The 16,492-nt window shown below is 41.8% G+C and carries 10 protein-coding genes; 3 read left to right on the forward strand and 7 right to left on the reverse strand.

Going from position 1 to position 16,492, the window contains the following annotated elements; translation table 11 throughout:
- Window positions 1-18: 18 nt before the first annotated feature.
- The 7 genes from L0657_RS20975 to L0657_RS21005 all read right to left on the reverse strand — a co-directional run bounded on the left by L0657_RS20975 (window position 19) and on the right by L0657_RS21005 (window position 10,587).
- Entirely contained in the window at window positions 19-3,471 is a 3,453-nt protein-coding gene (locus L0657_RS20975; RefSeq protein ID WP_235152730.1) for a SusC/RagA family TonB-linked outer membrane protein, read from the reverse strand.
- A gap of 219 nt (window positions 3,472-3,690) precedes the next feature.
- Window positions 3,691-4,773 carry a FecR family protein gene (locus tag L0657_RS20980; RefSeq protein WP_235152731.1) on the reverse strand — a complete coding sequence of 361 codons (1,083 nt, stop codon included), beginning with the start codon at window positions 4,771-4,773 and terminating at the stop codon, window positions 3,691-3,693.
- 180 nt (window positions 4,774-4,953) lie between these two features.
- Window positions 4,954-5,568, reverse strand: coding sequence for an RNA polymerase sigma factor (locus tag L0657_RS20985; RefSeq protein ID WP_235152732.1), 615 nt, complete (start codon window positions 5,566-5,568; stop codon window positions 4,954-4,956).
- Window positions 5,569-5,737: 169 nt separating this feature from the next.
- Window positions 5,738-7,732, reverse strand: coding sequence for a plastocyanin/azurin family copper-binding protein (locus L0657_RS20990; RefSeq protein WP_235152733.1), 1,995 nt, complete (start codon window positions 7,730-7,732; stop codon window positions 5,738-5,740).
- Window positions 7,733-7,774: 42 nt separating this feature from the next.
- Window positions 7,775-9,499 carry a family 16 glycoside hydrolase gene (locus L0657_RS20995; protein WP_235152734.1) on the reverse strand — a complete coding sequence of 575 codons (1,725 nt, stop codon included), beginning with the start codon at window positions 9,497-9,499 and terminating at the stop codon, window positions 7,775-7,777.
- Between the two features lie 165 nt (window positions 9,500-9,664).
- Window positions 9,665-10,078 (reverse strand): hypothetical protein, encoded by a 414-nt coding sequence (locus L0657_RS21000; protein ID WP_235152735.1) that lies wholly within the window; start codon window positions 10,076-10,078, stop codon window positions 9,665-9,667.
- Between the two features lie 125 nt (window positions 10,079-10,203).
- On the reverse strand, window positions 10,204-10,587 hold the full coding sequence (locus L0657_RS21005) for a hypothetical protein (RefSeq protein ID WP_235152736.1): 384 nt from the start codon (window positions 10,585-10,587) through the stop codon (window positions 10,204-10,206).
- Window positions 10,588-10,715: 128 nt separating this feature from the next.
- On the opposite strand from L0657_RS21005, the gene L0657_RS21015 reads away from it, so the two are divergent.
- From L0657_RS21015 to L0657_RS21025, 3 genes are all read left to right on the forward strand, one after another.
- Complete coding sequence (locus L0657_RS21015; protein WP_255718042.1) at window positions 10,716-11,624, forward strand: LysR substrate-binding domain-containing protein; 909 nt, start codon at window positions 10,716-10,718, stop codon at window positions 11,622-11,624.
- Window positions 11,625-11,695: 71 nt separating this feature from the next.
- A complete protein-coding gene (locus L0657_RS21020; protein WP_235152737.1) occupies window positions 11,696-12,886 on the forward strand; it encodes a threonine synthase in 1,191 nt (396 codons plus the stop codon).
- 338 nt (window positions 12,887-13,224) lie between these two features.
- A complete protein-coding gene (locus tag L0657_RS21025) occupies window positions 13,225-16,461 on the forward strand; it encodes a SusC/RagA family TonB-linked outer membrane protein (protein ID WP_310588295.1) in 3,237 nt (1,078 codons plus the stop codon).
- The last annotated feature ends 31 nt before the right edge of the window (window positions 16,462-16,492 follow it).

The following is a 16,492-nucleotide window of genomic DNA, read 5'->3' on the forward strand; positions in this document are numbered from 1 at the left end:
ATCTGTCTTTAATAAAAGTTATAGCTTGATATTCAAATTGATTCCATAACTTCTTGTGGTAGGAAGCGTATGCGTTTCGATTCCCTGCAAATTATCCGAAGAAGAAACCTGAGCTTCCGGATCCAGGTTATCAATATGTTTCTTAATCAGCCAAACGTTGTTGACCATCGCAGAAATGTTCAGACCTTTGATGAAAGATTTGTTTACAAAACGCGACAAATCATAACCAAATGAAAGCGTTCTCCAACGAATGAAATTGCCGTTATAGATGAATGGCGTAGCGATGTTTGTGCTTCGGTAGGCTGTATAAAATTGCTGCGCTTCAACTCGTTTGTCGTTGGGACTTCCATCAGCATTCACGCCGTCCAGTAGCACACCATCTTCACGCCCAACCAGGGAAGGTTTTGATAGACCTTCACGCAGGAAGTTCAGATTGGAGTTGGACATAATTTTGTAACCCGCTTTGAAATCAACTTGTGTGGATACCCGGAAACCTCTCACATTGATCGTGTTCATCCACGCGCCAACCCATTTTGGAATGGCACTTCCGAAGGTGGTAAGGTTTCCTTGCTGAGGCAGGCCGCCGGCTGTAATGATTCGACCCTGATCGTCACGTTTGTAGTCAAATCCGCGAAGGGAAGCCAAAGGTTTGCCAACCTCATGCGAAACAATTCCGAAAAATTCACCTTGTCCCACATCAAACCGCAGCTGTTCCTGAGCCAGCTCAATCACTTTACTGATGTTGTAACTGGCATTGAAACTGGTTTCCCAGGAAATATTTTCAGCTCTCACCGGAACAATCGTTAACAGAAATTCAATTCCTTTATTTTGCAGCTTACCGATATTAACTTTCGTTCCTGAAAATCCTGACGTATTGGAAACGCCTACGTTCAAAATTTCATCGACCGTATTTTTGCGGTAAACCGACATATCTAAATTCAGTCTGCTGTCAAACATCCTGAATTCAAGACCCATTTCAATTTCCTTTACTTTTAGTGGGCGCAAATTGGCGTTAGGGCTGATGTTGCTGGAAATGTTTCCAAGCGCCACACCATTAAATGGATTTGCATTGACTGCATAATAGAGGTTGTTTGAATAAGGATCCGTGTCACCTCCAACTTCCGCGTATGCAGCGCGAAGTTTACCGTAGTTCAACCAGTTTGGCAGTTGCGCAAAGGCCTGACTGAACACAAAACTACCGCTTACAGAAGGATACAAATAACTGTTCGATTGCGGGTTTAATGTAGAGAACCAGTCATTTCTTCCCGTAACATTCAGATACAAAAAGTTTTTGAAAGACAATTCGGCAGAACCATAAATGGAATTCACTTTCTTTTTGCTGTAATTATAGTTCGGGTTTTTCACCTGACCATTTCCAATCGTGTAAAGATCACGCACGTAGAAGTTAGTTACGGCTGTTGACACGTTATCACTCACCTGAAGCAACTGGTTGCCTCCAAGTGTAACGTCAATACCGAAATCGCCAAATGTTTTATTTGCTCCGATCAGGAAGTCCAGATTTCGTTCCCGGAAAGTGGATATGTCCTGGTAGTAATATCCATTAAAGCCAGTGGCAACTGCGCCAATCGAACGTGTACCGGTTGGGCGGTTATAGTTGTACGGACGTGTAAAATAGTCCTGCCCGATACGTCCCTGAACATAAAGCCATTTCGTGAATTCGTAACGCACGCTTGTATTTCCGAAAATACGGTCGCGCCTTACATTTTCAAAACGGTCATAAGCCACCCAATATGGATTGTTCCTGTTGGTAAATCGCGAAAGTGGCATCTCGTTTCCGTTTGGATCTTTGCGGTTTTTCAGCCAGTCGGCATCTATACTCGTCGCCAGTGTATAAATTGTCGTGTTGGCATTCATGTCCTGAATCCCGATCTGAGGAGGGTTTTTGTTATATTCGTTAGAATAATTCGCGTTCAGCTGAACAGAAAGTTTGTCGTTAAATTTATAATTCAAACCCAGGTTGAATATCTTTTTATGATAGTCAGAATTTGGTATGATCGCGTTTGCGTCCGTGTTGGCAAATGATAACCGGAAGTTTCCTTTCTCATTTCCCCCTGAAAGTGCTACTGAATTTGTAAAGCTTGTTCCGGTACGATAAAAATCCTTGATACGGTCTCTGTTTGGAGAATAAGGCTGCATTGACCCGTCGAATTGCGGGGCAAGCGCGCCGTCCATTCTTTCTCCAAAGGCAAATACGCCTGAGCTCTGCGCTTCCGCCACGGTTGTCGGACGCTTGCCAAATTCTCCCTGGCCATATTCGTATTGAAAATTCGTATAATCAAGCGCTTCCTGTGCTTGAAAATTTGAGTTTATTTCCACACCGATGCCAGCGCTTTTGCTCCCTGTTTTTGTGGTAATAATAATCGCTCCGTCTTTCGCACGAAAGCCATATAAAGCCGCCGCCGCCGCACCTTTCAGCACGGTCATCGATTCGATATCGTCCTGATTGATACTTTGAAGACCGTCACCCGCGTCCGAAGAACCACCTGTCGGGTTTCCGGTTCCATTTCCAGACGAACCACCTGCCGAAACGCTTGAATTATTAATTGGAACTCCGTTTACTATGATAAGAGGGGAGTTGTTACCGCCAAACGAGGACTGACCGCGGATACGGATTTTAGTTGACCCGCCAGGGCCACTGGCAGGTGGTGAAACGTTCAGACCGGCTACTTTTCCTTGTAAACTATTCCCAAGATTCGTTGTACGATTGTTTGTAATTTCTTCGGTGTTTACTGTCGCGGTGGAATAGCCTAATTTTTTCGCATCACGTTTGATACCTAATGCAGTCACCACAACCACTTCAAGATTTCTGACATCCGGCTTTAATGAAATGTCAACCGTAGAACGATTACCGACCTGGACTTCTTCAGGAGTATATCCAACATAAGAAAAAATCAGAACCGCATTATCATCAGGAACGCTAAGTTGGTAAGTTCCTTCGGCGTTGGTAGCTGTTCCGACTTTTGATGCTTTCAATACAACACTTACACCTGGTAAAGGATCACCTTTTTCATCAGAAACTTTACCTGATATATTTCTCTCAGCAGCTGTATTTCCGGCGGCTTCATTACTCAAACTGCTGGGCATATTCACTCCCTTTACCAGGATTACCTGTTTTCCTTCCAATTTATAACCCAGGTTCATTGGTCGTAAAAGCTCATCCAGAACGTCGGAGAGCGGTTTTTCGATGGCCTTGATGGTGACCTTTTTCCGTGTGTTAATAATGGCGGAACTGTAAGTGAATCGGAGCTGAGTCATTTTGTTCAGCTTTGTCAGGACACTTTTCATATCCTGGTTATTTACCTCAATCGTAACTTTCTGATTTAGTATTTCCTGGGCATCTACCACCGTTGCGGAGGCGATACTCGAAAAGATATAGGCCAGCAATAATTGGTAGAATGATATCTTCATAAGACTACACATAAGCCGAAGCAGGTGTCGATTTTTTTTCATAATTTTGGTTGTTTTGTTCAGTATTCTTGAAAAAAATTGGACAAAAAAATCCCCTTGCATCTTTTTTCAGATGTCGCTGTGGAGCGTAGGGAACGCTTTGAGTCGGTGGTGGCGCAATCACCACTGACTCTACATTTAAATGGTGGTCGACGTTTAATTCATAGGCATGAGCGGAATTTTAATGGTGGCAGTACTGGGTTTTGATTTATAGATTTTTGTCTATCGTAAACATCCTTTGCTATTGATGATTATTTGACCATCAACCACTTCATAGGTCGCTCCGATTGCCTGACATATTGCGTTCATGCGTTGTTTCAGCGTTTCTTCCTTAAAAATGGTACTGATCGGGCAGCCTGCCAGCGTTTCTTTATCAAAAACGATCTCGATTCCGTACATTTCTCCTAGTGTTCGCAGAACCTCTGCAACAGGCTGGTCATCGAAAACAAGTTCCTGACTTGTTGTTGAAAGTATCAGCATATCCGGATTTTCAACAATACCTTTTTCCAACCGACTATCTTTTCTGTTAAAAACAACCTGCTGGTTTGGACTAAGAATAACTCCTGCAACTTCCCTGTCGTTTTTTTCTGACAAAGTCGCATAATCTTTCTCCGGATAAACAGATACTTTTCCGGTTTTAACTACAACCATTACGGTACTTTCAGTATCCACAGCCTTGATCAAAAAACTGGTTCCCAGTACTTTGGTCACCGTTTCATTTGCAAAAACCAGGAACGGTTTTGCTGGGTTTTTAGCGACATCAAAAAACGCCTCACCTTTTAGATATACTTTCCGGGATTCCCCCTCAAACTTATTTGGGAACCTTAAACTACCACCTTTCATTAGAGTGGCCACACTTCCATCACTCAGCAGAACAGTCATTTCATTATCAGCATGGTTCGTTTTTGTGATCATTTCGACATTGACCATCGCAACGTTTTTATCACGCAAATTTTGAGAATAAAAAAACCAGCTTAATCCTGAAATCAGGACCAATACTGCCGCAATTTTTAATAATGGATTAATAAATATTGAAAGCCGGCTATTACCAATCTGTGCTTCCGCCAGTTCTACCAACAAACTTATATCCTGTTCAACCTGCTCGTCAGTTAAGTCGTCCTTGTACCGCTCATAAACAGTCAACAGTAGCTCTATTGCCTGATTTATCGTGCTCTGCTTATCCGGGTTTTGTTTTATCCAGTTATCCCAGAATACGACTGTCTCCTCAGAAGGATCAAGAATCCACTGACGGAAATGCTCGTCTGTGGCGAATTCTTCGACGGTATATTTACTATAGTCAATCATAAAATCTTCGCAATAAATATTTCAAGGTTTAGGATTCTGGCTATCTAAATAATGCAATTTAAAATTCACATTGCACTATTTTTACATTCTTAGTATGTATGTCTCGATATTGGTTAGTGATAACCAAAAAAGTTAAATTATTTTTAAAATAATGATATTAAGTAAGAGCGACGCTGATAATCAGTAGAGAAGGATTGAAAGAAGTACCCAGAAGAATTCAGCAGGCATCCAAATTTCTTTTATTTCTTTAATGGTACGGTAGAGAAGGTTGGAAACGCTCTGGCGGCCAAGATTCATGACATGAGAAATATCTTCGTTTTCAAGATTTTGGTAGAAACGGAGATAGATAATTTCCTGCTGGCGTTTGGAAAGACGGGCAATAATTGAGTTCAGTCTCTTGATCTGATGTTTTAGGTGTTCGTTTTCAATAATACGCGACTCGATCGAAAGATCGGACCCATCGGCATCGAACAATAATTCTTTTGGTTCTTTAAATCGTTTCAAGCGAACGCTTTCTTTGATAAGCTTATGACGTAAAGCTTTGAGGAGGTAGGATTTTACAAAAGCTGTCTCCGACAGAAATGTTCTTCGTTCCCATAATTCCAGGTATAATTCCTGGATACAATCCCGGATAAATTCTGAATCGGATGAGAATTTGGTGGCGTAATTGTACAGTGTACGATAGTGCATCTGCGATAACTCTCCGAAAGCTACGGCGTCGCCTGACTTGAATTTAAGCCATAAACTGACATTGATGTCGGTCGAATTAGGGGATATATCTACTGCATTATTCAATTCAAAAAGATAGATATTGTTTAAATAAATCAGTAAATTATCATATTAAAGACGAGCTGTTCCTTTATCTCCTGTGTATTTTGATTATTTTAAAGAAGATTTGGAATAGTATTTCGGAAGCAATTAAACATAAGTAAAACAGCCCGCAGAAATGCGGGCTGTTTTTGAATTACTTTACAACTTTTAATTTTCCCTGCATTAAGGTGTAATGTCCTGGGAATGTGCAAAGATATTGGTAGGTACCTGGTGTTTTTGGAGCGACAAAATAAATCGATTCTGATTTTTCTGGCTCAACGATGTTGGTATGAAAAAGTACTGCATCGGATTTTGGAACGTAGTTCATTTCGGTCCCTTTCAAACCAAGATTCAGACCCGCTTCACCGACTGCATTGGCAGTGCCAGGCTTGGTAATCACAAGGTTATGAAGCATATCGTCATTGTTGTTCAGGTTTATTCTGATACGACTTCCGGCTTTTACCTGAATTTCGGTGACGTCAAATTTCAAGCCCGGAACGGTTCCGATGTTGATCACCTGATCTGGTCCGTTCGTCCAGGAAGCTGGCATTTCCGTTACACGTTTTGCTGAATTGGTTTCCGCAGTTTTAGTACCCGAAGCCGCCGCTGTGTGCGTGCTGTGGTCCATCGCCGGTTTAGTGCTGGCTGTATATTGTGAGGCAGTCAAAGCTGCGCCACCCGCAATTTCATTTAAAGTATAATATCCAAAATTATGAAGCAACGACAAACCATCTTTCGATTGAACGCCTTCGGCTTTTACTTCGTGGATATATCCTTTTCGCAGCGAAGCCGGGTCAAGAACAATTCTTGCACGTAGTCCGTCTTCCGAAACTGATATTCCTTTGATCGCCAGTTCGTTGGCATTGATAATTGGGCTTCCGTAAATGTGGTGATATTTATAAGTGAAACTGTTTACTTTATAAGAATCAGATTTTGAAGCCGTTGCTTTGTCAACAGGCGACGTGAATGTTACTTCAAAACCGTCCGGCATCGAGTGAATGCTTTTCATTTCAAAAGGCATTTGACCTGTCCAGACTAAGCGCTGAATACCGAAATCTTCTTTTCCGGTTGCAGACCATCCGCGGCTGGTTTGTCCAACGAACATCGATCCGTCAAGTCCCCAGACCATACGAATAATTCCGGATTCGAAACCCTCACGGAAAGGAAAACATGCGCCCTGATATACGCCGTTGACCTTTTCCATGTCCACACGCATAATTTTACTATGTCCCTGGTCACCTACAAATAGCTGTCCCTGGAAAGGTCCAAAAGCACCGGCTGTGGTATCTTCCTTAAAATCAGAAGTTGAAATACCCATCAAAGTATGAGGGAACCAAACTGCCGGCGGCTTGATACCCGGCACTTTTTTCGCCACATCGTAGAGTGGTTCTCCTGTGTCAGGGATATCTTCCGGTTTCAATTTTACGGGCGATCCTGGCTCACTGCTCCAACGAAGACCTGCAACGTTTCCTGCAAAGTCACCTTTTTCCAGATGCGTCATACGACCTGAACCAACCCAGTCACCCTGGTTTTCAGTATAAAAAATATCACCTTTATAAGATCCGAATCCGGCAGGGGAGCGGAGGCCTGTCGCATAAGGCGTTAGTGATCCGTCTTCACCCAATTTCAACATCCAGCCTCTCCATTTTGACTGGCTCGCTCCGCGTCCAACCCAGTCAAGGTTGAGCGTAACGAGCATCTCGCCGTTTGGCATCGGAATCGGGCCGTAAGAATATTGGTGATAATTTCCTGACAATGGCCAGCGGGCGAATGAATCATAAACATCCGCAACGCCGTCGTTATCGGTATCAACAAGTCGGGTGACTTCACCACGCTGCGACAGTAAAATATCTTTTCCTCTGTAAAACAATCCTAGTGGTTCATGAAGACCGGAAGCAAAACGGTGGAATGTAGGCTGACCGTCGCCTTTCATGTAAGGATTTCCAATCATCCAAACTTCTCCGCGACGTGTAGACGTTGCCAGGCGGCCATCAGGTAAAACGGCCATTCCGCCAACTTCCATCTGGATTGTTTTTGGAATCGGCATCGTGATGATGCGATAGTAGTCATCTTCTGTTTTTGCCTTGTTTTGTGCTTGTGCAGCCAGACAGCCAAGAGAAAGCAAACTGGTTATTACTATATTTTTCATTTACTTAGAATATAAATTTTTTAGACAAAAGATTAAAACCGTTTACCAGAACATGGAATAACTCGCCGTACCAGAAACAGGCAGCAGTAATTCCTGATTATCTCCGGAAGTTCTAAGTACAACTTTTGCTTTTTTGTCAATTTGAATATAATAACGATCGTCCACCTGATACAGTCCTTTTTCTATCATCTGGATATTCTTACCGGAAGCAAGAAGCGAATATAAAGATCCTGACGGACTACCTTTCACCTCAATGGTGCGGTTGATCGCATCCGTTGACGCTGTGATATGATCACTAACGGTTGCAGATGCGACCGCATAACGAATCGATGGGAAACCTTGTGGATCAAGTGAATAACCCTGATAATTTACGTTTGCAGAATCTGGCCAAGAGGACTTTTCATTTTCCAAAATTGCAATACTACTCTTTCCTGAAACAGGCACTTTAAGACCAGCCGGTTCAAGCAGCTGAGGTTCACCGCGTTCATACCACATCTCGGTTACGTTGGCAAACTGACCTCTCCAGGCCTGAACCAAAGCACCACGACTTAAATCCATTGTATAATTCCAGCCTGTCGGACTTCCCACAGAAAGACAATGTGTGCGTTTGTATTTCTCTCCCGGTAAAAGAATAAAAGAACGAACCATTTCAGGACGTAACTCAGGCGTCACGCCGATATATGGCTTTGGCTCTGGTTCTGGTAGCGAAGAAAGGATATGAAGATCATATTGGCGAATACCCGGTTTTTGAACCCGAAGCCCCAAAGCCGGCTGGCGCCATGGGAAACGAGAATAATGGATTTTAAACCGATGCGTACCTTTTGTAAGATTTGCAGCACCCGAGTGCGATTCCTGCGAGGTACTCTCACCGCCCTCAAATATCGTTTTTCCGTCAATATCCAGTGTGAAAATTGGACCTGAATAAATTGTTGTGAAAACATAGTCGCCATCCTCTTCGGCCACCATTTCTCCTTCATATACCAAATGGAATTCGCGCATACCATTCGTAACTTCCTGCGTCAAACTCGTTGTTTTACCTTCTTTATCCAGTTTTGAATATTCTTTCGAATCCCATTTGTCTGAGTATAGTTTATAGTTCAGGTTGGCTAATGTCAGAGGTTTGCGATCATTCAGAAGTTGGTATCCGATGTTTCGGAATGCAATGGTACCTTTTGTTACTTCAAGTCCGATCGACTGCGCGTCGGTTACAGATTTGGAAAGCGGCAGGTATACACTTTCAAGAATGATAACATCATTTAATTTTAATGAATTTAAACGGGCAGAATTCTTTACCGTTGATACAGAAGCATCATACGCCAGCTCTATACTTTGCCAAAGTCCCGGAGCTTTTGCCGCATTTTGAGTTGGAAATTGTCCGATGAATCCAGATGTCAATGCGCTCGGTTCTTTTTGCTTGTGATCAGCCAGTCGAATCCGCTGACCTCCCGGAAGAATAATATTGCCTTCCGATCCTGGCGAAAGCATAAATTCCGCGTACATGCGAAGATCCTGTGCTTTTATCTTGGTATTGATTGCCGTCCCAGCAGTACCAATCAATACACCCTCGCCATTTTGAGTTTTTGCAGATTCATTTTTTGCCGGATGGATGGATACGCCACCTTTTACAGCCCAGTTCGAACCACTATTTTCGAAGGAAGAAAGGTCTTTCAGAGGTACCAGGGAATAATTTCCTTTTCCCGTCTGGGCAGATACCGCGAGCGGAAAAGCCAGGAGAAGGAGACTGAATTTTTGTATGATTGAACGCATTTTAAATATTAAGTGTAATGTTCACATTTAAAAAGCGAATTACGGAGTTTTTTACTATTATATTGTGATTTATTATTGATTTTTTTGAAGTCACAATTTCATGTTAGGACTTATATAATATGAGCGAAAGTTGAAAGTCGGACGTGTGTTGATTTAGATAGTAGCTTATTTGAAATAACAAGTGCAGTCGCACAATTTTAAGACTTCATCAGATTTCATTTCGTAATGCAAAGGTTCGGAGTCAACATCGTAGTTTAATTCTAATGTTTTACCATCTGGAGAAAGCTTTCCAGAAATAGTTATAGGTCTGTCAGTGACGTCTTCTTTTGAATATTGGGTGTATCGGTTATATTTTCCCTCTACTGTAAACGTTTGATTTCTTTTTAGATCAAATTTGGGGATTGACACCCACTCACAGCATCTTCCTTCGTGTTTGTAACCAGATTCATTTTCCACAAAATTAGAACAACCATCAAACCAGAAGGTAGGTAGAGCGAGTTCCTGGACTGTATTGGAATCTGATTTGCAGGAGTTAGCGCACAGAATTACTGTGACAAGTAATATAACGAGATTTTTCATGTAGAGAGACGTTGAGTATTTGTCTCAAAATTACGCAATTACTGGTTAGGTTTAAGACGGTTAAGGAAATTAATTCTTGTAATTCTTATGTTCGGTTACATTCAAGTTTGCATAAGTATTCCAACTTAATCACAACCACATAGACATGAGGCCGTCGGACCTCCTGATTTTAGCGCAAATGTTTTTGAAACACCTTGTCCCTCGAAACTCAAATCCAGTGATTTCCTGTCTTCTGAGATTTTGCCGGTGACGTTGACATCTGATTGTTGGAAACCTGCTCCTGTGTAAGTGAAATATTTTGCCGGAGTTACAAAGGAATTGTCCTTTTTTATCTTAATTTTTGAAACTGTGACATATTCGCAGCAGATGCCGGACAGGAGAAAACCTTTACTATCAGGCTTAAAAGAAACACATCCTTCCGACCATATCTCTGTTGGCGCAATTTCTTTCTCTGACTTACAGCTATCCAACATGATAAGTAACAGAAAAAGGACGAATGTTAATTTCATGGCGTAAAAGGTTAGGATTTCGTTATTCAACTAAAAACAGGACAAAAATTCGTATGAATTGGTTGGAAATAGGCAATGACTCAAAACCTGAAAATAAATACCTTTGGAAAAGTCTCATTCGATAATCCATGATCTCTTTCCGACACGAAGTATTTTTTGAAGTGGCTAATCACCTGAGTTTTACCCGGGCAAGTCAGGTTTTAAATCTGAGTCAACCTGCGATCAGCAGGCATATAAAGGCTCTTGAAGAACGTTATCGGACGAGTTTGTTTGAAAGGGTTGGAAATAGTATCAAATTAACGGTTTCCGGAAATTTATTGCTGGATCATCTGCGGCAGGCAAAAGAAGTCCAGATCAGGCTGGATTATGCATTAAGCACGCAACTTGACGAATACAACGCAAAAGGAGAATTGCGACTCGGTGCCAGTACCACTGTGGCGCTTTACATCATACCTGAAATTTTATCCGCTTTCAGACAGCGCCATCCAAATGTTAGAATAACATTATTAAACCGAAATTCAGAAAATGTCTTGAAGGCGTTGGGAAATAATGAAATTGACCTTGGAATTATCGAAGGTCAGACAAAAACGACCGCGGTCAGTTACCGTTATTTTCTATCTGATGAAGTTGTCGCCGTTTGTTCTCCAAAAAGTGAGTTATGGTCACGGAACTCAATCTCACTCGCAGAACTGAAAAATTATCCAGTCGCTTTTAGGGAACGTGGCTCCGGCACTTTGGATTCTGTAAAGGCTGCACTGGAAGATGTGCAGATGAAGCTGTCGGATCTTCGCAATAATATTTCCCTGGGCGGAACCGAGGCTTTGAAAAACTTTCTGTTGGTAGATAATTGCCTCGGATTTCTGCCCTTACGCTCTGTTCAGAAGGAGCTGGCGGCCGGAACATTAAAACAGATTTTTATTGATGGTTTGAGTATCCGTCGCCAATTCTTTTTTATTCAGCGCCATGGGTCCGAAAGCGATCCTTTTGCTCAGGCATTTGTTCGTTTCGCACTGCAAGGTCATAACGAAATGTTATAGCGTATACTAAAATAGCATTGGTTTTGATATGATTGAACCTATACTTTTGATCGAAAGTTACGCCGAAAATCATGCATGCCACAACGACCCTTACCTCTCATATAACGCATCTTGAATGCGCAGTCAGCAAAGAAAAATTTGACCATAAACAAATTCAAACCTTCTGTGAAAATGAGAAGGACGGATGGAAAGCGCCGCTTTATGCTAAATATGATTTAAACGAAAAAGTTGATAAAAACGTCCTGAGAGATCGTGTGTCCTCTCTTTGGCGGTATTTTGAATTTCTTCCTGTTCTGGATCCGGCTAATGTAGTGACACTTGGCGAGGGAATGACACCACTGTTATCTCTTGAAAATCTTGCGAAAAGTACCGGAATAAATAAATTATTACTAAAAGACGAATCCCTAAACCCGACCGGCTCATTTAAAGCGCGTGGGCAGGCTGTGGCAGTTTCCAAAATGAAGGAGTTGGGTGTAACAAAATGTATTGTTCCAACTGCCGGAAATGCCGGAGGTGCTTTGGCCGCCTACTGCGCAAAGGCCAACATCGAAGTGACCGTCGTGATGCCAAGGCATACGCCCGAGATATTTAAACAAGAGTGCAGATATTTCGGTGCGGAGTTAATTCTGGTAGACGGACTTATAAATGATTGCGGGAAATTAGTAGCTCAGATTAAAGCTGAAAAAGGCTATTTCGATGTTTCAACAATGAAAGAGCCGTATCGTCTGGAAGGAAAAAAGACGATGGGTTTTGAAATTGCGGAACAAATGAACTGGACGTTACCGGATGTTATTTTTTATCCGACCGGTGGAGGCACAGGACTTATCGGTTTGTGGAAAGCGTTTCACGAAATGAAAGCGGCCGGGTGGATTGCGGGAAAATTTCCAAAACTTATTGCCGTGCAGACTGAAAACTGTCAGCCTATGGTATGGTCATTCGAAGGAAAACACAAAAATGCATCTTCTTATCAGGCCAAACCTTCCATGGCGAATGGGTTGGCTGTCCCGTCTCCCTTCGCTGAAAGACAGATACTGGAAGTACTTTCCGAGTCAAATGGTTTTGCAATTTCTGTGTCTGAGGACGAACTACTCGAAGGTGTTAAAACGCTGGCCAGGAGAGAGGGATTATTTGTTGCACCAGAAGGCGGAGCGTTGCTTCCGGCTATGAAAAAGGCGCTTGAAAATAAATGGATTAGTCCAGACGATACAATTCTTTTATTGAATACGGGCAGTGCTTATAAGTATGCCGAAAATTTAATATAGTCGCTCTTCGTTCGTGATTTAAAATTTATTCGCTTACTTACTAGTCACGTATATACATGTGTGTAGCTTGATCCCGGAGTAACTGATATCTTGCTTTTAGACAATTTAGTAAATAAATAGTATATCAAATTGTAAACAATGAGTAACTTTTCTATTTTTTCAAAATTTAATATATTGTATTTAATTTATTGTTATTCAGTTACTTGTGCTCTATATTAGATTGCTTTGTTCCAAAGCTCTTGCCTTCATTAAGTTTACATATACTTAACATTACTTCAATATTGGGTTAATGTTGGGGTTTTACCTTTGGGCTTTTCAAATGTAAAACCAAAACATTTATGATCCATTTGTTTACCAATCTTAAATCGGTATTCCTTACTATTCTGTTGATGTGGTCGTTACAGGCTGTTGGACAGATAACGGTAAAAGGAAAAATTACCGACAAGGCAACCGGTGAGGCCATTCCCGGGGCAAGTATCGTTGTAAAAAGTACGAGTATCGGAACAGGTTCCAACGCCGAAGGGATGTACGAACTCTCAGTTCCTGATGCAAATGCTACGCTTATTTATTCTTTCGTTGGCTTCGCTTCGGAAGAAGTTCCTTTAAAAGGCCGGTCGGTGATTGACGTTGTATTGTCGGTAGATCACCGTCAGTTAAATGAAGTTGTGGTAACAGCTTTGGGTATCAAAAAAGACGTCAGAAGAATTGGTGTTGCAATTCAGACCGTTGATGGTGCGTCTACAATTAAGGCGCGTGAACCAAACGCGATCAACGCACTTGCCGGTAAAGTTGCCGGACTTACCATCGGAGCAAGTTCGGAATTGTTGAGAAGACCAAACATTAATCTTAGAGGTAACACAGACGTTTTGTTTGTCGTTGACGGTGTTCCCATAAATTCTGATACCTGGAATGTTAGCCCTGATGATATCGAAACATATTCTGTTTTGAAAGGTGCAAGTGCTTCTGCGCTTTACGGTTTCAGAGGGAAAAATGGTGCTATCCTTATTACGACAAAAAGAGGAACAAAAGATAAACGCGGATTTTCTGTTGATTTCAACTCTTCCACAATGATGGATAAGGGTTTTTACTCGATTCCGAAAGTGCAGGATGAATACGGACCTGGTGACCACGGCCGTTATGCTTTTGTTGACGGAAAAGGCGGCGGATTGAATGACGGTGATTATGACGGAGGCTGGGGGCCAAGATTTGAGGGTCAGTTGATTACCCAGTACGATAGCCCGGTTGACCCTGTAACAAAGGTACGTTCTCCTACACCATGGACAAACCGCGGGAAAGATAACCTGAAACGTTTTCTTGAACCAGGTATTTTATCAACCAATAATGTCTCGGTTTCTGCATCAGGGGAAAAACATAATATCCGTTTTTCTGTGTCAAATATTTATCAAAAAGGTATTGTTCCAAACACGAAGTTGAACATTACGAACTTCAACATCGCCGCGGATTACAAATTCTCTGATCGCTGGAAATTTGAATCAAGTCTGCAATACAATCGTCAGTATTCTCCAAACATTCCTGACGTAAATTACGGTCCTAACTCGATCATTTATAATATGGTATTCTGGGCTGGCGCCGACTGGAATGTGGATGATATGCGCAATTACTGGCAGCCAGGAAAAGAAGGTGTTCAGCAGATTTATGCTGAATATCAAAGATATAACAACCCTTATTTCATGAGTTATGAATGGCTTCGCGGACACCAGAAAACGGATATCGTTGGACAGGCAGCCATGACATACAAGGTGAACGATTTTCTTGAAGCAACTTTAAGAACGCAGGTTACTACCTGGAATTTGTTCAGAAATGAAAAAATGCCTTATTCCGCAACTTCTTACGGAAGAGAAGAGGCCCGTGGAGATTACCGCGAAGACCGCAGGAATTTATTTGAAAACAATACCGACCTCCTTGTGAAGTTTGACAAAAACCTGTTCGAAGGTTTCAATGCAAAGATCTGGGCGGGTGGAAACCTTCGTAATTTTTCTTATAATTCTCAATACGGTTCAACGGATTATTTGAACGTGCCGGGTCTTTATAATTTCAACAACTCATATCGCCCGGTTCGTACTTCGAATTTTGCTTCGGATATGCGCGTGAATTCAGCTTATTATTCTGCTGACTTTTCTTTCAAAGATTTCTTTACGGTTTCAACAACCGGACGAGTTGATAAACTTTCAACATTGCCTGCCGGAAGTAATACATTCTTTTATCCTTCTGTGGCTGCTTCCACAATTCTTTCAGATTATCTTCCAATTCCGGAAGCGGTTTCTTTCCTGAAGCTGCGTGCATCTTATGCAAATGTGAAGGATGGTCTGACAAGAGAAACAATTGGTACAACCCCGGCTTTGGGTAATGATAATCCAATTGGATATGGTGACCAATATTATGCTCCTTATGGCGGACCTAGTTATCAAAATGCGGCGGTTTATTCAACACCTTTTTCTTATAACAATACGCCAGCTGCCTACTTCACGAATACGCTTAATAATCCGGATATACAACCAAGCACAACTTCACAAACTGAGCTGGGACTTGATGTTCGCGTGATGAAAAACAGGATTGGTTTGGATGTAACTTATTTCATCTCTAACGAAGGTCCTAGAATTTATCCGTTACCAATTTCAACTACGACTGGTTATACCTCGTATTTGGTAAATGGTATCAATACACAGAAGACCGGTTGGGAAATTGCTTTGACTGGTTCTCCATTAAAGAGTGCTACGGGTTTGAACTGGGACGTAGTTGCCAATTATTCTACTTACAAGGAAGTATTGAAGACGATTTATCCTGGTGTAAACAATTACGAGACATTTCTTAAAGTAGGCGACAGACTTGATAAATATTATGGTCGTGCTTTCGCTAAGACGCCGGATGGACAAATTATCAATGACGCATCAGGCAGACCGGTATACTTACCTGTTAATCAGTTTCTTGGATATATAAATCCAAAATTTGTTTTCGGTATCAATAACAAATTTGCATACAAAAACATTAGTTTCAGTTTCCAGGTTGACGGTCGTATCGGTGGTGTGATCTCAAATTATGTTCAAAAACAAACTTTCCGCGGAGGACGTAACGCAGAGCTTGCAAAAGGTGCTTTTGGTGAAGCGCGTTTGAAAGACTGGGAAGGATTCAAAAGCGGTGCAACGGATAGCAAGAACTATTTGGGCGAAGGTGTTCAGGTTAGCAATGGCAAGGCACTCAACTTTGATACAGACGGAAATATTACCAACATGGACGAGCTGCAATTTGCGCCAAACACTACCAAACAATATGTTCAGGACTGGGTTAGCCGCTATTACAATACCGAAGAAGGTAACCTTATGAGCCGCTCATTTGCCATGCTTCGTGAAGTAGTGATTGGTTATTCAATTCCATCAGCGTGGTTGGCGAACTCAAAAATTCTTCGTTCAGCATCAGTTTCGCTGGTTGGAAGAAACCTGCTTTATTTTGCTGAGAAAAAGGATATTGACCTGAACCAGTATATATCTGGTGGAGAATCAAGTCCTCAAACGCCATCGATGCGCCGTTATGGTGTTAACGTAAATCTTACATTTTAATAAAGTTCAGACACAGATTTTTAAAATATTA

Origin of the sequence: Dyadobacter sp. CY345 (assembly GCF_021502725.1) — a bacterium.
Taxonomy (GTDB): Bacteria; Bacteroidota; Bacteroidia; order Cytophagales; family Spirosomataceae; genus Dyadobacter.

Excerpts from the sequence above, each read along its gene's own strand:
- L0657_RS21020 (WP_235152737.1), top strand. The coding sequence starts at position 11,696 with ATGCATGCCACAACGACCCTTACCTCTCATATAACGCATCTTGAATGC.
- L0657_RS21025 (WP_310588295.1), top strand. The coding sequence starts at position 13,225 with ATGATCCATTTGTTTACCAATCTTAAATCGGTATTCCTTACTATTCTG.
- L0657_RS20980 (WP_235152731.1), bottom strand. The coding sequence starts at position 4,773 with ATGATTGACTATAGTAAATATACCGTCGAAGAATTCGCCACAGACGAG.
- L0657_RS21000 (WP_235152735.1), bottom strand. The coding sequence starts at position 10,078 with ATGAAAAATCTCGTTATATTACTTGTCACAGTAATTCTGTGCGCTAAC.
- L0657_RS20975 (WP_235152730.1), bottom strand. The coding sequence starts at position 3,471 with ATGAAAAAAAATCGACACCTGCTTCGGCTTATGTGTAGTCTTATGAAG.
- L0657_RS20995 (WP_235152734.1), bottom strand. The coding sequence starts at position 9,499 with ATGCGTTCAATCATACAAAAATTCAGTCTCCTTCTCCTGGCTTTTCCG.
- L0657_RS21005 (WP_235152736.1), bottom strand. The coding sequence starts at position 10,587 with ATGAAATTAACATTCGTCCTTTTTCTGTTACTTATCATGTTGGATAGC.
- L0657_RS20990 (WP_235152733.1), bottom strand. The coding sequence starts at position 7,732 with ATGAAAAATATAGTAATAACCAGTTTGCTTTCTCTTGGCTGTCTGGCT.
- L0657_RS21015 (WP_255718042.1), top strand. The coding sequence starts at position 10,716 with ATGATCTCTTTCCGACACGAAGTATTTTTTGAAGTGGCTAATCACCTG.